Source organism: Paenibacillus rhizolycopersici (assembly GCF_014947195.2).
Classification (GTDB): Bacteria; Bacillota; Bacilli; order Paenibacillales; family Paenibacillaceae; genus Fontibacillus; species Fontibacillus rhizolycopersici.
Genome location: NZ_JADCNN020000039.1, coordinates 1 through 19786, shown reverse-complemented (window position 1 = coordinate 19786; position 19786 = coordinate 1). Strand labels below are relative to the sequence as shown.

At 52.0% G+C, this 19786-nt stretch carries 19 protein-coding genes; 15 read left to right on the top strand and 4 right to left on the bottom strand.

What is annotated here, in order from left to right; genetic code table 11:
• The first annotated feature begins 501 nt into the window (after nt 1-501).
• From infC to IM700_RS22620, 8 genes are all read left to right on the top strand, one after another.
• Complete coding sequence (gene infC / locus IM700_RS22655) at nt 502-996, top strand: translation initiation factor IF-3 (protein ID WP_155607533.1); 495 nt, start codon at nt 502-504, stop codon at nt 994-996.
• A gap of 87 nt (nt 997-1083) precedes the next feature.
• Nucleotides 1084-1284, top strand: a complete 201-nt coding sequence (gene rpmI, locus IM700_RS22650) for a 50S ribosomal protein L35 (RefSeq protein WP_059046389.1) — start codon at nt 1084-1086, stop codon at nt 1282-1284.
• 43 nt (nt 1285-1327) lie between these two features.
• The gene (gene rplT / locus IM700_RS22645; protein WP_193415418.1) at nt 1328-1687 is read left to right on the top strand and encodes a 50S ribosomal protein L20; all 360 of its coding nucleotides are present in this window, start codon (nt 1328-1330) and stop codon (nt 1685-1687) included.
• Nucleotides 1688-2203: 516 nt separating this feature from the next.
• Nucleotides 2204-3292 (top strand): BMP family lipoprotein, encoded by a 1089-nt coding sequence (locus tag IM700_RS22640; protein WP_193415417.1) that lies wholly within the window; start codon nt 2204-2206, stop codon nt 3290-3292.
• Nucleotides 3293-3419: 127 nt separating this feature from the next.
• Nucleotides 3420-4958 (top strand): ABC transporter ATP-binding protein, encoded by a 1539-nt coding sequence (locus IM700_RS22635; RefSeq protein WP_193415416.1) that lies wholly within the window; start codon nt 3420-3422, stop codon nt 4956-4958.
• Entirely contained in the window at nt 4951-6024 is a 1074-nt protein-coding gene (locus IM700_RS22630; RefSeq protein ID WP_193415415.1) for an ABC transporter permease, read from the top strand. Before IM700_RS22635 ends, IM700_RS22630 begins: the two co-directional genes overlap by 8 nt.
• Nucleotide 6025: 1 nt before the next feature.
• Nucleotides 6026-6985, top strand: a complete 960-nt coding sequence (locus tag IM700_RS22625; RefSeq protein ID WP_155607528.1) for an ABC transporter permease — start codon at nt 6026-6028, stop codon at nt 6983-6985.
• A 209-nt stretch (nt 6986-7194) separates the two neighbouring features.
• Entirely contained in the window at nt 7195-7494 is a 300-nt protein-coding gene (locus tag IM700_RS22620) for a hypothetical protein (RefSeq protein WP_155607527.1), read from the top strand.
• Nucleotides 7495-7499: 5 nt separating this feature from the next.
• Here IM700_RS22620 and IM700_RS22615 read toward each other — a convergent pair whose 3' ends face one another.
• Nucleotides 7500-7955: a GNAT family N-acetyltransferase gene (locus IM700_RS22615; RefSeq protein WP_193415414.1), complete on the bottom strand. Its 456-nt coding sequence runs from the start codon at nt 7953-7955 to the stop codon at nt 7500-7502.
• Nucleotides 7956-8680: 725 nt separating this feature from the next.
• Here IM700_RS22615 and ilvB point away from each other — a divergent pair.
• The 7 genes from ilvB to IM700_RS22580 all read left to right on the top strand — a co-directional run bounded on the left by ilvB (nt 8681) and on the right by IM700_RS22580 (nt 17091).
• Complete coding sequence (ilvB, locus tag IM700_RS22610; protein WP_193415413.1) at nt 8681-10426, top strand: biosynthetic-type acetolactate synthase large subunit; 1746 nt, start codon at nt 8681-8683, stop codon at nt 10424-10426.
• Nucleotides 10423-10911 (top strand): acetolactate synthase small subunit, encoded by a 489-nt coding sequence (gene ilvN / locus IM700_RS22605; protein ID WP_193415412.1) that lies wholly within the window; start codon nt 10423-10425, stop codon nt 10909-10911. Before ilvB ends, ilvN begins: the two co-directional genes overlap by 4 nt.
• Nucleotides 10912-11129: 218 nt before the next feature.
• The gene (gene ilvC, locus IM700_RS22600; RefSeq protein ID WP_155607524.1) at nt 11130-12122 is read left to right on the top strand and encodes a ketol-acid reductoisomerase; all 993 of its coding nucleotides are present in this window, start codon (nt 11130-11132) and stop codon (nt 12120-12122) included.
• 109 nt (nt 12123-12231) lie between these two features.
• Complete coding sequence (locus IM700_RS22595) at nt 12232-13764, top strand: 2-isopropylmalate synthase (RefSeq protein ID WP_193415411.1); 1533 nt, start codon at nt 12232-12234, stop codon at nt 13762-13764.
• Between the two features lie 166 nt (nt 13765-13930).
• The gene (gene leuB, locus IM700_RS22590; RefSeq protein ID WP_193415410.1) at nt 13931-15010 is read left to right on the top strand and encodes a 3-isopropylmalate dehydrogenase; all 1080 of its coding nucleotides are present in this window, start codon (nt 13931-13933) and stop codon (nt 15008-15010) included.
• 265 nt (nt 15011-15275) lie between these two features.
• Nucleotides 15276-15686: a hypothetical protein gene (locus IM700_RS22585; RefSeq protein ID WP_155607521.1), complete on the top strand. Its 411-nt coding sequence runs from the start codon at nt 15276-15278 to the stop codon at nt 15684-15686.
• A 298-nt stretch (nt 15687-15984) separates the two neighbouring features.
• The gene (locus IM700_RS22580; protein WP_155607520.1) at nt 15985-17091 is read left to right on the top strand and encodes an ATP-binding protein; all 1107 of its coding nucleotides are present in this window, start codon (nt 15985-15987) and stop codon (nt 17089-17091) included.
• Nucleotides 17092-17093: 2 nt separating this feature from the next.
• Here the strand turns inward: IM700_RS22580 and IM700_RS22575 are convergent, their stop codons facing one another.
• Genes IM700_RS22575 through IM700_RS22565 form a run of 3 tightly spaced genes read right to left on the bottom strand, consistent with a single transcriptional unit; the run spans nt 17094 to nt 19583 of the window.
• Nucleotides 17094-17279 carry a FeoB-associated Cys-rich membrane protein gene (locus tag IM700_RS22575; RefSeq protein ID WP_155607519.1) on the bottom strand — a complete coding sequence of 62 codons (186 nt, stop codon included), beginning with the start codon at nt 17277-17279 and terminating at the stop codon, nt 17094-17096.
• Between the two features lie 34 nt (nt 17280-17313).
• The gene (gene feoB, locus IM700_RS22570) at nt 17314-19344 is read right to left on the bottom strand and encodes a ferrous iron transport protein B (RefSeq protein WP_193415409.1); all 2031 of its coding nucleotides are present in this window, start codon (nt 19342-19344) and stop codon (nt 17314-17316) included.
• A complete protein-coding gene (locus IM700_RS22565; protein ID WP_155607517.1) occupies nt 19341-19583 on the bottom strand; it encodes a FeoA family protein in 243 nt (80 codons plus the stop codon). Before IM700_RS22565 ends, feoB begins: the two co-directional genes overlap by 4 nt.
• Between the last annotated feature and the right edge of the window lie 203 nt (nt 19584-19786).

Genomic DNA, 19786 nt, shown 5'->3' with positions numbered 1-19786 from the left:
TCACGAAGTATAAGCTAACGAAGCGGGCTCGGCGTCGAATCTTGAATTCAGCCGGGCCCTCCGTGTGCTCACGTAGGCTCACCTACGCTGCGCTACTCGGTCCCTGCTTCATCCAACCTTCTCGGTGCTGAAAAGCCGGTTTTTAACTTTTGATTTGAAAGGGTAGCTCAAACCTCTGGCGGCAGATCACGAAGTATAAGCTAACGAAGTGGGCTCGGCGTCGAATCATGAATACCCTTGACTTGGCGCAAGGCACATGATATAGTATTTGAGGTTGCAAGAAAGTTTTTGGATTGCAAGCAGAGGCCCCGGCTTCTCACCTGACCGACGTTCGTGTTGGCTGGTCTTGATCCGTTGATTTATGAATGGAATGTTCATGAAGACTAACGACGATCAATGAGGGATGCGGGTGAGGACCTGCATCCTTTTTATGTGTGTGAGTACCGGTCCAAGTCATTACTTAAGACCATTTGGAGGTGGAGAATTATCAGTAAGGAACATTTGATCAATGATGAGATTCGTGCGAAAGAGGTCCGTCTGGTGGGTGCCGAAGGTGAACAAATCGGGATTACGCCGTTGCGCGAAGCGCTGCAGATGGCGATCGACCTGAATCTGGATTTGGTGAACGTTGCGCCGACTGCCAAGCCGCCGGTATGCCGGATTATGGACTATGGCAAGTTCCGTTACGAGCAGCAGAAGAAAGAGAAGGAAGCTCGCAAGAATCAGAAGATTGTGGACATCAAGGAAGTATGGTTCCGCGCGAACATCGAGGAACACGACTACCAGACGAAACTTCGCAATGTGATCAAATTTTTGAAAGAAGGCGACAAGGTAAAATGCTCGGTTCGCTTCCGCGGACGGGAAATTACCCACGCCGACATCGGGAAGAAGATTCTCGACCGCGTCAAAGAAGAGGTCGCGGAAATCTCTACCATTGAACGCCTTCCGAAGCTGGAAGGGCGCAGCATGATCATGATTTTGGCACCGAAAAACTAAGCGTTTGCTTCTATATATGATCGTTTCGTTTGCGGAATGACTCGGAAGAGAAAGCTTACGTTCATAATCCTTTGAGGGGGAAGTACAATGCCTAAAATGAAAACCCACAGCAGCCTGAAAGGCCGCTTCAAAATTACCGGATCCGGTAAAGTAAGACGCTACAAAGCGAACCGCAATCACTTGCTGTCCCATAAGTCGAAACGTGCAAAACGTGTTTTGGCCAACAGCCCTGTTGCTTACGCAGGTGACGTGAGCCGCATGAAGCAACAACTGGCAAACTTGAAGTAATTACCGAGAAACAATTAACACAACTTTTTGGGAGGTTTTTTAAATGGCAAGAGTTAAAGGCGGATTCGTCGTTCGTCGTCGTCATAAAAAAGTATTGAAGCTGGCTAAAGGTTATTTTGGTTCGAAACACCGTATTTTCAAAACTGCTAACGAGCAAGTAATGAAATCCTTGCTGTACGCATACCGGGATCGTCGCACGAAAAAACGCGACTTCCGCAGACTGTGGATCGTCCGGATCAATGCAGCAGCTCGTATGAACGGTTTGTCCTACAGCAAAATGATGCATGGTCTGAAGCTTGCTGAAGTGAACATCAACCGCAAAATGCTGGCTGACCTCGCGGTTAACGATCTGAATGCTTTCAATTCTTTGGCTGCCGTAGCTAAAGAAAAAATCAACGCTTAAGTTCAAATGATTAAGGCGCTGTTTCCGGTTGATTCCGGGACGGCGCTTTTTTTGGGGGTGCCGGGGTAACCCGGATACATAAGCGAAGTCAGCGGATTCGGCCAGAGGTGCTTTCAAAATCGATTTTCACTGGAAATTCGTGGGGATGAATCAAACGGGGCTGTTGGACATTTCCAGAAGTTCGGCTAATGAGGCATGGAAATGTGGGAAATTAGGAATGCTATATCTAAACCGCACGACATATCCGGATATCCATGTGATCTTGGGGAAATGCCGATATTATCGTTGGGATCGCGCATAAATGTTCGTAAATAGTAGTGTTTACGGTATTACTTTACATGAAGCGAACATTGAATGATAAATTTGTCGAAAGTAAGCGTTTTATTCAAAATAAAGACGAAAATTATTTAACCCAAGGTTATTAAAAGTATGGATTTTAGCATATTTTACAGGTATAATCGGTCTGTGTGGTCAACTTAGACAAGGCTCACAAAATATTAAGGGGGATTAACCGCAATGAACAAAGCCTTCAAGCTATCTTTACTCATGGTGCTCGCATTTACTCTCGTTTTGGCGGGATGCGGCAACAACAATGCAGCGAACAACGGTGGAAACGCCAATACCGGAAATGCCGGCAACACGACCGACAACACGCAAGCGGGTAACGGCGGAAACACGGCTACCGATGCATCGAAGTTTAAGATCGGTCTCGTAACCGACGTAGGCGGCGTAAACGACAAATCCTTCAACCAATCCGCATGGGAAGCACTCGTAGCCATGAACAAGGAACAAGGGATCCAGAACAAATATCTGCAAAGTTCCCAAAGCTCCGACTACGTTCCTAACCTGACTCAATTTGTGCAAGGCGGTTACGACTTGACTTGGTCGATCGGTTTCGACTTGGGCGATGCAACGAAACAAGTTGCTGACGCGAATCCGAATGTGAAAATGGCGATCATCGACAACGTTGTTGACGCTCCAAACGTAGAGTCCGTTACTTTTGCCGAAAATGAAGGTTCCTTCCTGGTCGGCGTGGTAGCCGGTCTGACGACAAAAACAAATAAAATCGGCTTCATCGGTGGGATGGAAAGCCCGGTTATTAAACGCTTTGAAGTTGGTTTCCAAGCAGGCGTAGCTGCGGTTAACCCGGACGCAAAAGTTACGGTTACCTATGCTGGTGCTTATGACAAACCAGACGTTGGTAAGTCTTTGGCAAGCCAATTGTTCAACGATGGCGCCGACATCATTTTCCCAGCTGCAGGTCAAACGGGGAACGGCGTATTTAACGAAGCAACTGCGCGCAACCAAGCCGGCGGCGCTAACAAATTGTGGGTTATCGGCGTCGACAAAGACCAATCGCTCGAATTCGGCGATGAAGTGACATTGACTTCGATGATGAAACGCGTTGACGTTGCCGTTAAGAACGTAACTCAACAAGTAATCGACGGTACGTTCAAAGGCGGTCAAGTAACAAACCTGACGCTGAAAGAAGACGGCGTAGGCTTGCCTGAAAAGAATCCAAACGTGAGCCAAGAAATCTTGGACAAAGTGGAAGAATTCAAGCAAAAAATCGTTAACGGCGAAGTTACGGTACCTGCCGAGTAAGAAAGCAAGCGGAGACGTTTACGTCCGTATGGACAGTAGAATATAATAGAGTCATTCAAGCAGGCAAGGCCAGTGGATCAACTGGCCTTGTTGCTTGCGTTAATCCCATAATGGTGAGGGTGGTTTCATGAGCGCTGAAGCTCCCGTAGTCGAGTTGAAGCAAATCACAAAACGTTTTCCCGGTGTAGTCGCCAACGACTCCATCAGCCTAACCTTACGAAAGGGCGAAATTCATGCCCTGCTCGGCGAGAACGGTGCGGGCAAATCAACGTTGATGAACATTTTGTTTGGCCTCTATCAGCCGGATGAAGGCTCGATTGAGATGGACGGCCAACCGGTGACAATCGACAATCCGAACAAGGCAATCAAGCTAGGCATCGGTATGGTTCACCAGCATTTCAAGCTAGTACAGCCTTTTACGGTTACCGAGAATATCATTCTTGGCATGGAACCGAAAAAGGGACTTAATATCGACTATAAATCGGCGTCCGCCCAGGTGGCGAAATTGTCGGAGCAGTATGGTCTTCAAGTGGACCCCAACTCGAAAATCCACGATATTTCCGTCGGGATGCAGCAGCGGGTCGAGATTATGAAAATTCTGTTCCGCGGCGCGGATATCCTTATATTTGACGAGCCGACCGCCGTGCTCACGCCTCAAGAAATCGAGGAACTGATGGCCATCATGAGACGGTTGGTGGCGGAAGGCAAATCCATCATTTTGATTACCCACAAGCTGAAGGAAATCATGGAGATTTCGGATCGAGTTACGATTATTCGCCGCGGCAAAGTGATCGATACCGTAGAGACGAATCAGACGAACCCGCAAGAGCTGGCTGAGAAAATGGTTGGCCGTGGCGTCTCCTTCAAAGTGGATAAACAAGAACCTCAAATCGGACAACCTGTCTTGAAGCTAAGCGATTTGAAAGCCAAGGACAAGCATGGCCTCCATGTGCTGAACGGACTCAATCTAGAGGTGCGTGCCGGAGAAATCGTTGGTATCGCCGGGGTTGACGGTAACGGGCAAAGCGAATTGATCGAAGCGATCACGGGGTTGCGCAAAATCGAATCCGGGTCGATCCAGCTATCGGGTAAGGAAATTACGAATTTGCCGGCGCGAAAGATCATCGAGAGCGGTTTGTCGCACATCCCTGAGGACCGGCACAAGCATGGTTTGGTGCTCGATTTCTCCGTCAGCGAGAATATGGTGCTGGAGACGTATTACCAAGCGTCGTACAGCAAGGGCGGCCTGTTGAACCAGCGGGCGATCGACGAGCATGCCAAGCAGTTAGTCGAGGCGTTTGACGTGCGTACGCCAAGCGTGGAAACGAAGGCGCGTTCGCTGTCCGGGGGGAATCAACAGAAGGCGATTATTGCGCGGGAAATAGATAAGAACCCGGATCTGTTAATCGCTGCCCAGCCAACGCGGGGACTAGACGTTGGGGCTATCGAATTCGTTCATAAGCAACTGATTGCGCAGCGAGACCAAGGCAAAGCGGTATTGCTGATCTCCTTCGAGCTGGATGAAATTATGAACGTGTCCGATCGGATCGCCGTCATTTATGAAGGACGGATCGTCGGTGAAGTGCTACCACAGGAAACCAACGATCAAGAGCTTGGCCTAATGATGGCGGGAAGCCTGGAACGGGGAGGTCAAAGCGTTGGATAAATTGCGAAAAATATTTACATTAGACAGCGTCATTCTTCCGCTGGTTGCCATCGTGCTTGGTTTGTTGGTTGGCGCAGTGGTTATGCTGATCGGGGGATACAATCCGATCGTCGCCTATAGCGCACTTTTGCAGCGGGTTGTAGGCAATCCCTATGACTTCGGTGAAACGATCCGGCAAATTACACCGCTCATGTTTACCGGTTTGGCAGTTGCGTTTGCATTCCGCTCCGGGATGTTTAACATCGGTGCAGACGGCCAGGTCTTGATCGGGATGACGGCGGCAACGGCGGTATCGTTGTCGTTCTCGGGGCTACCATCCGGCCTCCTGGTTCCTCTGGCAGTGATTGCGGGGGGGATCGGCGGCGGACTCTGGGCTGGCATTGCTGGTTACCTGAAAGCCAAACGGGGCATCAATGAAGTTATTACAACGATCATGCTGAACTGGACGGCGTTGTATTTATCGAATTACGTCATCCGCAATTTCTACCTGTTGAAGGGCCAAAACCGTTCCGAGGACATCGCCGCATCGGCCTCGATGACCTTCCTGAACGACGTATTCAATAATGCCCGGATCCACTGGGGAACGATCATCGCCCTTCTGACGGCGGTATTCTTCTTTGTTTACCTTTGGAAAACGAAGCAAGGTTACGAAATGCGTTCCGTCGGTTTGAACCCGAATGCGGCGGAATATGCCGGGATGAACGTCAGCCGCAACATCGTGAAAGCAATGTTCATCAGCGGCGTGTTTGCCGGCTTGGCCGGCACCTTCGAGGTGTTGGGCGTGTTCCATTATCAATCGGTCTTCGCCGCCTCACCGGGATACGGATTTGACGGCATCGCGGTTGCGCTGCTCGGCATGAACCATCCGTTTGGTGTGGTGCTTGGATCGATCCTGTACGGCGTGCTGACCTATGGCTCGGCCGGGATGAGCTTTAGTGCCGGGGTACCTCCGGAGTTGATCAAGATCGTGATTGGCTCGATCATATTCTTCATTGCCGCTCAGGGCATCGTAAGAATCGTACTGAAGCCGTTTTACCTGAAGCGCAAGAAAGAGAAGGTGTCGTAAGATGGACGTACTTACACTACTTGGTCAATTGCTGAACTCCACACTCGTGTTCTCAACGGCGTTGATCTTTACGGCGCTTGGCGGCATTTTCTCCGAGCGTTCCGGCGTCGTTAACATCGGCCTGGAAGGGTTAATGATATTCGGCGCGTTCGCCGCCGGCGTAGGGACTTATTATGCCCAGGAAGCGGGCATGGGCGCCTTCTCGCCGTGGGTCGGGGTGATTGCAGCCATGGTTATGGGGGCACTTGGCGCTTTGATCCATGCCGTTGCTACGATCACGTTTAAGGCGGATCAGACGATCAGCGGGATCGTCATCAACTTCTTGGCAGCGGGTTTGACCGTATACATCGTCAAATTGCTGTTTGAAGGGGCAGCCGAAACGCCGCTCGTTACGGTATTCCATAAAGTCCCGATCCCGGTTCTGCGCGACATCCCGATTATCGGGGAGGGCTTCTTTAACTCGTATCCAACGACGTATTTGGCATTGATCCTCGTCGTTGTCATTTATTTTGTTCTGTTTAAGACCCCGTTCGGATTACGTCTGCGTTCCGTCGGTGAGCATCCAAGCGCGGCGGACACGCTGGGCGTGAACGTGACGAAAATGCGCTACATCGGGGTGCTTCTCAGCGGTATTCTCGGGGGCATCGGCGGCGCAACGATCACACTGACGACAACTAGTACGTTTGCCCATAATACGATTTCCGGCCAGGGCTTTATTGCCATCGCGGCGATGATCTTCGGCAAATGGAATCCGCTGGGCGCTTTCGGCGCGGCGATGTTCTTTGGTTTCTCGCAGGCGATTCGCAACTACGTACAGTTGTTTGAATGGTCGAGAAGTATTCCTCAGGAATTTATCTTCATGATCCCTTACGTACTGACGATTATCGTCCTCGTTGGAGCGGTGGGACGTTCCTCAGCGCCGGCGGCGTTAGGTACGCCTTACGATCCGGGGAAACGTTAGAATGAAGCAAAAGGATGCTGCATGGGCAGCATCCTTTTTTTTGTTTTATTTAGGGGGAGAAGCCCGATTGTTGGAAGACAAGGCGATGGTGTAAGCAAGGATAGGGACGAGTGAATAGGTTAGGGGTGTACACAAAATAGCCGATTCAAACGGTTCGGCCAGAGCGGTTTTTCGCGGCTATACGATCTAACCTGACAGGAGGAATTAGGATGGGCAGAACGGTTACGAGAAAAGAAGCCGAGAAATGGTTGGGCAAGTCGATCGCGGCTTATAAAAAAGACGGTACGGTTGTTACGGGCAAACTGGTGAAAATCAGCGGCAATCGTTTGATTGTTCGCCAGGCCCCCGGTAAAAAAGTCAGAACCAAAGCGATCATCCCGCTTGTTTTGTTCGATCTGCTGGCGATCGGCACCGCTCCGTACGCCTTTGGCGGGGTTCCGTACGGTGGCGTGCCCTATGGTGGCGGCGTCCCCTATGGCGGAGGCTACCCTTACCCCTATTTCTGGTAAAACGGCTAATTGCGGCTGGGCAGCCTTTTTTTCAGCTCATAACATTGGGATAGCGGGACGTAACGCTGGGTTCGGTACCCCAATTTACGGTAAAATAGGTGGGCTCGGGTGTTGTCCCGGTCCACCATTACTTTTGCGCGCAGACAACCGCGGGAGACGGCAAAATTTTCTGCATGCGCCATCAGTGTTTTACCGTGGCGTTGCCGCTGATGAGCCGACGCCACCGCCATCATGTCAATATATAACAAATCGCCGTGAATGAGAAAATGAATAAAAGCTACCGGATCCGCTTCGTAGGTAGGGGAAGCCACCAACGAGACGCCGCGCGACAGACGCAGCGGGATATCCTTGAAGACGGCCTCGATGTCCTGTGGAGGCAGATGGGAGAAGGGGACAAGCTCTCCGCGGATCAAATCGTGGATGATGGGATCGTCCTGTTTCGGCCTTCTGTATCGAATCATGCGCGAATCTCCTCCTAACCGTGCATAATTTTAGGCGCTATCTTTTATCATATGAGAAGGAGGAGGGGAAGGGTTCCTGTCAGAAACTTTAATTCTTTAGGGTATTGACTCGTGGTGTAAACTAATCATATAATGTTTCTAAACATTTTAAGACATATCTTGCATCGGCGATGAAGAGGACGAAGCTTTAAGGGCTCTTTGCTCAGAGAGTGGGTGGATTTGCTGAGACCACCACCAAAATCCCTTAACTGCGAGCTCACCTCGGAGCTGTTTCCCTGAAAAGCTGCAAGCCATCCGCGGTGGCGCTTGCGTTTAAAGCTTATTAGGGGAAATCGTTTGGTCCTCGTTACGGACCACGAGTAAGGCGGGTCACGCTTTTACTCGTCAAGGCTTGGCACTGCGAGGTGCTAAGTGAAAATGGGTGGTACCACGGAGGATCAAACCTTTCGTCCCTCGGAGCAGGAAACTGTTTCGGCGGGCGGAAGGTTTTTTTAGTTTAGGTAGGTTAATGGGGTTGAAAAAAAGTTAGATCAAGTTCAAAAAGTTAGGTTTCGAGCACCGAGAAGGTTGGATGAAGCTAGGGACTGAGTAGCGGAGCGTACGTATTGGGTACGTGAGCAACGGAAGGCCCAGGTGAGTTCAAGATTCGACGTCGAATCACAGCTAGATTTAGCATCGTGACCGAAAGATGACTTTTTGAACATCATTTGGAAGGAGGATGACTGATGAGCGCGCAAATTCCAGAAACGCGGTCCACAGAACAATTACGAGAAAAATGGATGAAACCGGAAGTCATTACAGGTTCGGATATCCTGCTTCGCAGCTTGCTTTTGGAAGGTGTCGAGTGCGTCTTTGGTTATCCGGGCGGAGCGGTGTTGTACATTTATGACGCGTTGTACGGATTTACCGATTTCCACCACCTGCTGACCCGACATGAGCAGGGCGCCATCCACGCGGCGGACGGGTACGCCCGAGCCACTGGCAAAGTCGGCGTATGTATCGCCACCTCCGGACCGGGAGCGACCAACACGGTGACGGGGATCGCCACGGCGTTTATGGATTCCGTTCCGCTCGTTATCATAACGGGGAACGTCGTTTCCAGCCTGATCGGAACCGATGCGTTCCAAGAGGCAGATATTACCGGCATCACGATGCCGATCACAAAACACAGTTATCTTGTTCGGAACGTTGAGGATCTGCCTCGTGTTATCCACGAAGCGTTCCACATTGCGAACACCGGACGGAAAGGTCCGGTCCTGATCGACATTCCGAAGGACGTGTCCGCGAACAAGGCTTTGTTCGAGCCTTCCCAGACCATCAACCTACGCGGCTACAATCCGACGGTGGTGCCGAATCGACTGCAGCTGGACAAATTGGCAGCGGCCATTCAGGAAGCCGAACGTCCGGTCATTATCGCCGGCGGCGGCGTGGTTTACTCCGGCGGACATGAGCAGCTGTTCGAATTTGTGAACAAGACGCAAATTCCGATTACGACAACGCTGCTCGGCTTGGGTGCTTTCCCAAGCCGCCACGAGCTGTGGATGGGAATGCCCGGTATGCACGGCACCTATACGGCGAACCAATCGATTCAGCAATCCGATTTGCTGATCAACATCGGGGCACGGTTCGACGACCGGGTAACCGGCAAACTGGACGGGTTTGCGCCGAAGGCCAAAATCGTACACATCGACATCGACCCGGCGGAAATCGGCAAGAACGTTCATGCAGACATTCCGATCGTAGGCGATGTGAAAACCGTGCTGGAGATGCTGAACCCGATCGTTTCGCGGGCGGACAAAGCGGATGCTTGGAGAGCGCAGATCCAACGTTCCAAAATCGAGAAGCCGCTAAGATACATCGATTCGGATACCGTTCTGAAACCGCAGTGGGTGATCGAGTTGCTCAACGACACGACAGGCGGAGAGGCGATCGTCACGACCGACGTTGGCCAGCATCAAATGTGGGCGGCGCAGTATTACAAATTTAACCAGCCTCGATCCTGGATTACCTCGGGCGGCCTCGGTACGATGGGCTTCGGATTCCCTTCGGCGATCGGCGCGCAGATGGGGCATCCCGATCGGTTAGTCATCTCGATTAATGGGGACGGCGGCATGCAGATGTGTGCCCAGGAGCTGGCGATCTGTGCCATCAACAAGATCCCGGTCAAAGTCGTCGTGATCAACAACCAAGTGCTCGGTATGGTCCGTCAATGGCAGGAATTGATCTATGACAACCGTTACAGCCATATCAATCTTGAAGGCAGTCCGGATTTCGTCAAGTTGGCCGAAGCCTATGGCGTGAAGGGTCTACGGGCAACGAACAAGGAAGAAGCCAGACGTGCATGGCAGGAAGCGCTCGACACACCGGGACCGGTTCTGGTGGAATTCGTGGTCAGCAAAGAGGAAAACGTATATCCGATGGTTACCCAAGGTTCCACCATTGATCAAATGCTGATGGGGGACAGTGAATGATGATGAAAAACCATGCGATTTCCGTATTAGTTAACGACCAGCCAGGGGTTCTCCAGCGCGTTGCCGGCCTGTTTGGCCGACGCGGCTACAATATCGAAAGCATTACGGTGGGCCAATCCGAGGAAGAAGGCTTGTCCCGGATGATCATCGTCACCCAAGGCGATGACAAAACGCTCGAGCAAATCGAAAAACAGCTGTATAAACTGATCGATGTCATCAAAGTCGTCAATCTTAGCTCCAGACCGATGGTCGCTCGCGAGCTTGCGCTGATCAAGGTCAAGTCCGAGCCGGCGGAGCGCCCGGAAATCATGGGCGTCGTTGAAACGTTCCGCGCCGCGGTCGTCGACATCGGGACGAACAGCATGATGATCCAAGTCGTCGGCGATACCGAGAAAATCGATGCCATGATCGAGCTGCTTCGTCCTTACGGCATCCGGGAGCTCTCGCGTACCGGCGTTACCGCCATGATTCGCGGGAACGCTTAAGCGCTCAAACTGTTACGTAATTTGCCGCTACCCGCGGCTTCACCCCTTCGCCAGACAACGGGCGGGTGTTTGAGGGGATCGATTTGTCAAGATGCCACTTTATCACTTCAAGGCGTCGGTCCATTGAAACACCCGCTCGTCACAGGCGGAGGAAACCATACTTATTTTAATTAAGGGCACAGCTTGACTGTCCCGCAAATCTTAGGAGGGCATAAGAAATGGCAGTTACTTTGTACTATGAACAAGATGCAGAACTCAGCGTATTGAAAGGAAAAACGATCGCGATCATCGGTTACGGCAGCCAAGGACATGCCCATGCGCAAAACCTGCGCGAAAGCGGACTGAATGTCGTTGTCGGCCTGCGGGAAGGCAAATCCTTCAACAAAGCGAAGGAAGACGGCTTCGAAGTATTGTCCGTTGCGGAAGCGACCAAACGTGCAGATGTCGTGCAAATCCTGATGCCGGACGAGACTCAAGCTGCGGTTTACAACAGCGAAATCGCGCCTAACCTGAAAAAAGGCGCTGCATTGTTGTTCGCCCATGGCTTTAACGTGCATTTTGGTCAAATCGTTCCTTCCCCGGACAACGACGTATTGCTCGTTGCTCCGAAGTCGCCGGGTCACATGGTTCGCCGTACGTATGTGGAAGGCTTTGGCGTTCCTGGTCTGATTGCTATCCATCAAGATGCTACCGGCAAAGCGAAAGAAATCGGCCTCGCTTACGCAAAAGGGATTGGCTGTACACGTGCAGGGGTTATCGAAACCTCGTTCCGTGAAGAAACCGAAACTGATTTGTTCGGTGAACAAGCTGTATTGTGCGGCGGCGTAACCGCCCTGATCAAAGCCGGCTTCGAAACGCTGGTTGAAGCGGGTTATGCTCCTGAAATGGCATACTTCGAGTGCTTGCACGAAATGAAGCTGATCGTTGACTTGATCTATGAAGGCGGCATGGCAACGATGCGTGACTCCATTTCCAATACAGCGGAGTATGGAGACTATGTAACAGGGCCTCGCGTTGTGACAGAAGAAACCAAGAAAGCGATGAAAGCTGTGCTTTCCGATATCCAACAAGGGAAATTCGCTCGCGACTTCATCTTGGAGAACCAATCGAACCGTGCGTTCCTCACGGCAACTCGCCGCAATGAAGCAAACCATCCGATCGAAGTGGTCGGCAGAGAGCTTCGCGGCTTGATGCACTGGATCAAGAAATAACGGCATATCGTTGATAATACCCAACGTAAGATAAGAATGAACCTGAATACCCAATGCGGCCGCCCCTTTGTGTGAGCCGCATTGGAGCTTTTCGGAGGAGGTGCTTGGAATGCGCAAAATCTACATTTTCGATACGACGCTTCGGGATGGTGAGCAATCCCCTGGAGTCAACCTGAATACTCGCGAAAAGCTGGAGATCGCCTATCAGCTGGAGAAGCTTGGGGTCGACCGAATCGAAGCGGGTTTTCCCGCAGCTTCGCCCGGGGATTTGGCCGCGGTAAATGCCGTAGCGCGTGCGGTGAAGAAGTCGACGGTGATCGGCTTGTCGCGCTCGCGTACGCAGGATATCGATGCGGTCCGTGAAGCGCTGCAAGGGGCCGAGGATCCTTGCATTCATTTGTTCCTGGCTACAAGTCCGATTCACCGGAAATATAAATTGAAGATGGACAAAGATCAGGTGCTGGAAACGGCGCAGGCCGCGTTGCGGTATGCCCGCAAGTATTTTTCGAAGATCGAATTCTCCTGCGAGGATGCGGGTCGAACCGAATTGGATTTCCTGTGCGAAATGACGGCAATGGCGATTCGTGAAGGCGCATCGGTAGTGAATATTCCGGACACGGTCGGATATTTATATCCCGAGGAGTATGGCAACATCTTCCGTACGCTGAAGGAGAAGGTGCCCGGCATCGAGAAGATCCAGCTTAGCGCCCATTGCCACGATGATTTGGGTCTGGCGACTGCGAACTCGCTGGCTGCGATCTTAGGTGGCGCCGACCAAATCGAAGGGACGATCAACGGAATCGGAGAACGGGCCGGCAACACCGCGCTGGAGGAAGTGGCGTTGGCGCTGGAAACGCGCTTCGACTTCTTTGGTGCAAAAACGTCGCTCGAGCTGACGGAAATCGCCCGTACGAGCCGGCTGGTCAGCCGCTTGACCGGGATGGTGGTGCCGGGGAACAAGGCGATCGTTGGCGCGAATGCTTTTGCTCATGAATCAGGTATCCACCAAGACGGCATGCTGAAGGAGAAAACGACTTACGAAATCATGTCGCCGGAAACGATCGGGCTCAAGGAGAGCAAGCTCGTGCTGGGTAAGCATTCCGGTCGTCATGCCTTCCGCGAGAAGCTGTTGGATATGGGATATACGCTGGATGACGAGCGTTTGAACGAAGCTTTTGCCAAGTTCAAAGCGCTGGCCGACAAGAAGAAGGAAGTCACCGATGAGGACCTGCTGGCGATCGTCGAGCTGAAGCTGATCGACACGCCGGAGGAGTTCCGTCTCGAGACGATTTTCGTCTCTTACGGCAACGAGGCGACCCCAGCGGCAAAGATCCGTCTGGTCACGCTTGCTGGCGATATTATCGAGAAGGAAGCCGAAGGCAACGGTTCGGTTGACGCGATTTATAACGCGATTGACCTGGCTTCCGGCGAAGAGGTCAAACTGGCCGATTACTCGATCAAATCGGTGAGCCATGGTAAGGACGCCCAAGGGGAAGTCCACGTCGTGTTGACTCAAAACGGCGTATCCGTGCAGGGCCGCGGCGTCAGTACCGACATCTTGGAAGCGAGTGCTCGCGCTTATGTCGATGCCCTCAACCGGTTGATTGAGAAGAGAAACTCGAACTCTGCGATTCGGGCATAACCGAACCGGGAGACGGCTGCGGCGGAGCTGATTCATTCAGCTCCGCTGTTTTTTTGCCTGCTTATAGTTAATACCTATGACCTTAATAGATTCTATATCTTTGTTTATCCTAACCCGGTGTGTTACAACAGAAGAAGAGGATGTTCACGAAAGGGAGCTGGAAGCAATGGCAGAAGTCAAAAAAATCGCGGTGATCGCGGGCGACGGCATCGGACCGGAAGTGGTAGCCGAAGCGGAGAAAGTGTTGAAACGGACGGAGGAGCTGTTCGGGTACAAGTTTGAAACGGAACATGCATTGTTCGGCGGAATCGCTATCGACGAGAAGGGGACACCACTTCCGCAAGAAACGCTGGAGGTGTGCCAAAAGGCCGACGCCGTATTGCTCGGGGCCGTAGGCGGTCCGAAATGGGACAACAATCCGAAGGAACTACGCCCGGAGACCGGATTGCTGGGCATCCGTAAAGCGCTAGGCCTGTTCTCGAACCTGCGTCCGGCGGTCGTGTTCGACTGTCTCAAGGATGCTTCAACGCTTAAACCGGAAGTGCTTGAAGGCACGGATCTCATCGTCGTGCGCGAGCTGACCGGCGGCATTTATTTCGGCGAGAAGTACCGCCGCGATACGGAGCAAGGTCAGGAAGCCGTTGATACGTGCGCGTACAACGTCAGCGAAGTCGAACGTATCGTTCGCCAAGCGTTTGTGATCGCTCAGAAGCGCCGCAAGAAGCTAGCTTCGGTCGATAAAGCCAACGTGTTGGAGACCTCACGGTTGTGGCGTGAAGTTGTGAACCGGGTCGCACCGGAATATCCGGATGTAGAACTGGAGCACGTCCTTGTCGATAACTGCGCGATGCAGCTGCTCCGCCGTCCGGCCAGCTTCGACGTCATCGTGACGGAGAACATGTTTGGCGACATTCTGAGCGACGAAGCGGCTATGCTTACCGGCTCGATCGGAATGCTGTCCTCGGCTTCCCTGGGTGAAGGCAGCTTCGGGTTATACGAGCCCGTTCACGGTTCCGCGCCGGACATCGCCGGTCAGAATCTGGCTAACCCGATCGCGACAATCTTGTCCGTAGCGTTGATGTTCCGTATGACCTTCGGTTATGCGGATGCCGCTGACGCGATCGAAGCCGCTGTTGCCGACGTACTGAATGCCGGTCACCGCACCGGCGATATCGCCGTCGACAAGAGCCAAGCGGTCGGTACGAAGGAAATGGGCGATTTGATCGTTGCCGCAATCAAGAAGTAATGCACAGCGAGCAAGAAAATTGACTTTGAAGATGGCCGATGTTACCATGTGATAAAGATAAGAAGATGGACCCCCTGTTTGAGCTTTGCTCAAATCGGGGGTTTTTTGCCCAGTAGCAACGCCTGTAGGGGAGTGGCTGGAATCCCAGGATTTACATTCTGTACGCAGGAATTTGAAGCAAGCCTCACGAATAAATTAGTTGAAATCCCGGCCTGGGAGGGCAGGGAGGCGTTAATGAACCGAACGCGAGAAAGGGTGAAGGGGAATGAGTTTTTGCTGCGGAGCCAGCATGCTGGGAACAAAGGGGACTTTAAAGCATTATCGTACGCAGGTACATAATGTACCCCTGTTGTTTTGCCCGGTGTGCCATCGGGTTGAGGTTCATTATAAAGTGGAGAATGAATACGAAATTCTGGCGGAATACGCGCATGGCGACGGAGTTTCGGAAATTGATTTTCAGGATTTTGTGATGGAAGACGATGAGTCCATTTTTGGGAACTGCGTCAATCGGGAGGATGAAGATCCCCTGGTGATCGTGCAAAGCCAAATCGATATTTCCTTGGACCTTCTGTCCGTAGCCAAACAAATCGGCGATGAGAAATGGACGGAGGAGCTCAAAAAAAGGCTGGCGGTCATGAGCCGACGTAGAGCTCGGCTTCAACACAACAATAGTTGAATGAACAGAAATAGTCTTCCGGAAGGGAGGCTATTTTTACTTTTTTAGGACTATGGTAGTCGTTTTGCGTTCATCCAACTTTTTTCGACAGTATCTCTGATTGACGGTATTTGGAAAACTTGACTATGATTGAAACAGGTGGCTTTTGACTTATCTGATCTGTTTTGTGGACATGCATCCATCGTCTTTGTACGAATAAGCCATAGATCGCATCGAAAGTTGAGTGAAACGCGCCGAGTCAGGGTAAGTTCTTCTAGGTAGTGATCGTATGATCATTTGAGTAAAGGGGGAACCACACTTGTTGAGTGAATTTCAAGAGACATTGCTCCAGTCCGTCAAAGCATACCAATCGACCCAACTCGTTAAAAACAAGTATGAGAACGTACTCCAACACCTGGACAGCGGAATTATGCTGTTTGACAGCGATGGGGTTCTGACCTTTATCAATGTACAGATGGCCAAGCTGCTCGAAATGCCACGCCAATCCCTGATCGGCTGTAACTTGCTTCAGATGCTGCGGCATCCACATCTCAACCAATTTAAGAAGCGCAAGATTTTGCGTATTTACCGGGAGACGATTTTTCACCGAAAAAAGTACCATGAGTTAATCGACGAATACGGCCGGCATTGGCTCATCACGGTCACGTACGGGGATCAAATGGATGGAGACTTTCTGCTGAGCGTCAAGGACGTTTCCGATTTCAAGCGGATCGAACAAACGGCCTATCAGAACGATAAGCTGGCGATGCTCGGGAAGATCTCGGCGGCGATTGCCCATGAAATTCGGAATCCGCTTACCGCCATCCGCGGGTTCATTCAGCTGCTTCGGCCTCATTTGCTCCAGTTGGGCAAAGATGAGTACGCTCGGATTATTTTGACGGAAATCGACCGGGCCAACGACATTATTCACGAATTTCTCAATTCATCGAAGCCATCCGCCCCGCAGAAATCGACGGTCAGCGTTTCTTCTCTGCTGAAAGAGGTCGTTCTCCTCACGGAAAGCGAGGCGCTGATGAAGGGGTGCCAAATGATCCTTCACGAGCCGATGGAGGAGTTGCTTGTTTCCATCGACGTCAAGCAAATTAAGCAGGTGCTGCTGAACATTATCAAGAATGCCATGGACGCGATCGCCGAGGTAGGCGGTGACCACCAAGGGGTGATCGATGTCCGTGCGGAGATGGAAGGCAAATCGGTGAATATCTCGGTGCAGGATAACGGCGGCGGGATGGACAAGGGAATGCTAAGCCGATTGTTTGATCCATTTTTTACGACGAAGGAGAAGGGAACCGGATTGGGATTATCGGTGAGTTACCGAATCATCCGGAATCATCGAGGAAATATATCCGTGGATAGCTTAAAAGGAGCGGGAACGATCTTTGTCATCTCGCTCCCGCTGGCCTTGTAGTTTTATTCATTTTGAGGGCCTTTGGCCGGAGAAACCGAAGAGGACGCCGCGTGACTTTCGCAAGCCGCAGAACAGGATTTCTGCAGTGAGCAGGAGGCGCAGGCGCCTTTTTTGCTTTTCTTGAAGCCGCGGTATAACGCAAAGGCAGCGTAGCCGAAAATGGCGGCGACGATCACAATATCGATCATGATGGGTTGCTCCTTTCGTTTTCAGATCCATTCCTTAAGCAAGACCAAAACCTAGTCGCAATCCGACTTGATAAATGAGAAGGGATACGAGATAGGCAAGCGTCAACGAATAGGCGATTGAAAAGAACGTCCATTTCCAAGAAGCCGTTTCTTTGCGAAGGACGCCCACCGTCGCAAGGCACGGGGTGTAGAGCAGAACGAAGGCCATAAAGCTGTAGGCCTGAAGCCCTGTGAAGGATGCGGCAATTTGGCCTTGCAGGCCGGTCATATCCGGCGCATGGTAGATGATGTTCATGGTCGACACCACGACCTCTTTGGCCATAAAACCGGTAATTAAAGCGGCTCCGGATTGCCAGGTGCCGAAGCCTAACGGCTGCAAGACAGACGAGAACAAACCGCCGATCGCAGCCAGGAAGCTGTCGTCCATATTATCCGCCACACCGCCCGGACCGAGGTACGTAAGCAGCCATATCAGCACCGAACCGCCAAGAATGAAGGTACCGGCTTTGCGCAGGAAGCCTTTGCCTTTCTCCCAGGTACTGCGGAACAGGGTTACGCTTTGCGGCATACGGTAAGGCGGGAGTTCTACCATAAAAAAGGAACGTTCGTTTTTAAACAGGAACAGCGAGAAGACTTTGGCCAGCACAAGCGCCAGCACGATGCCAAGCATATACAAGGAAAAGACGATCAGTCCTTGCGACTCGGCGAAAAAGATGCCGGCAAACAAAGCGTAAACCGGCAGCCGCGCAGAGCAGGACATCAGCGGAATCAGCAGCATGGTCAACATCCGCTCCTTTGGCTGCTCGATGCTGCGAGAAGCCATGACGGCCGGGACGTTGCAGCCGAAGCCTAAGATAAACGGGATTAACGCTTTGCCGTTTAAACCGACGATTTCCATCAATTTATCCATCATGACGGTGATCCGGGCCATATAACCGGAGTCCTCGATGAAAGAGATGATCAGGAACATAATGAAAATCTGCGGGATAAATACCAACACGCCGCCGACACCGCCAATGATACCGTCGATGATTAGCGCATGCGTGAAGCTTGAAGCCCCTACATTCGTCAGCAGACTCTCCGCGCCGCCAGTCAGCGGTCCGGTAATGAAACCGTCGAGCAGGTCCGAGAGCGGGTTGCCGAGCCAGTCGAACGTGAGCTGGAAGGTAAGAAACATGAAGGCCATAAACATCGGGATACCGAGAACCGGATGGGTGACGATACGATCGATGCGTTCGGTCATCGTATGGGGTTTCTTCTGGGAGGCGTCGACCGCCTCGCTGCAGATTGCTTGAATGCGCTCGATACGGACGGTGCGGATGTGCTCTTCTACGGAAGAGTCGAACCCGTCTGCGCCCAACTGCTTCTTCGCTTCAGCCCGGATCGCCTTCAGCTTGTTCAGATTGGTCTGAGGCGGGAGCACAGCGATAACCGCTGGATTATCTTCAAGCACCTGCAAGGCGATCCAGCGCAAGCCCGGTCGCCCCTGCTCCCAGCCGGCGGCAAGCTCCCGGGAGATGTCGCGGATGGCCCGTTCGATCGCTTCGCCATAATGAATGGCAAAATGCGGGACGTCCGCCTCTCCGGGATGCTGTTGTTCAATCGCCCGCAATAGCTCTTTGCTGCCTTTCCCTGTGCGGGCGATCAGGGGGAGAACCGGAGTTCCGAGCCGGGCTGACAGCTTCTCCGGATCGACCTGAAGCCCGCTAGCTTTGGCGACATCGATCATATTTAGCCCAATGATCACCGGTTTACCATATTCGAGAAGTTGCAGCGTCAGATAAAGGTTGCGTTCCAGATTTGAGGCGTCAACGATGTTCACCAGCACCGAAGGGGACTCCACAGCCAAGTATTCCGCCGCAACGCCTTCGTCACGGGAGAGGGGGCGGAGGGTGTAGATTCCGGGCAGATCGGTCAGTTGGCCGGCTTTTCCTCGCAGTTGCCCCACCTTTTTCTCAACCGTCACGCCAGCCCAGTTGCCGACATATTCGTAGGAGCTGGTTAAGGTGTTAAAGAGCGAGGTTTTCCCGGTATTCGGGTTCCCGATCAAAGCAGCATTGTTCATGAGACCGCCACCTCGATATGTGCGGCTTCCTTCTGGCGGATGCCCAGTAGTTGACCGGCGCATTCCAACGTGACCGGACCGCCCCAGAGGCAGTAACGCTTCACTACTACGTGAGTCCCCTCTCGAATCCCGAGATCGGCGAGGCGCCGTTTCAGGACAGGGTCCATATTTCCGATTTGCGTGATGGCACAAGAGGTTCCGGGCTTCAATCCAAGCAGGCAGCATCGACAGGTTGTCATGGGATTTTCTCTCCTTATCCTGATCAAATGGATCATTTGTAACGTCATGTATGTAAGCCGAAGACGGCTTTAAGTTCTAGTTGAACGACTGGTATTGAGAATCAATCTCAATTGGATTCAAATGTAATATATCATGCACAGGCAAACCGCACTGTGATTTACTTCATATCGATTCTATGCCGATTATGCATCTTTAAACTACA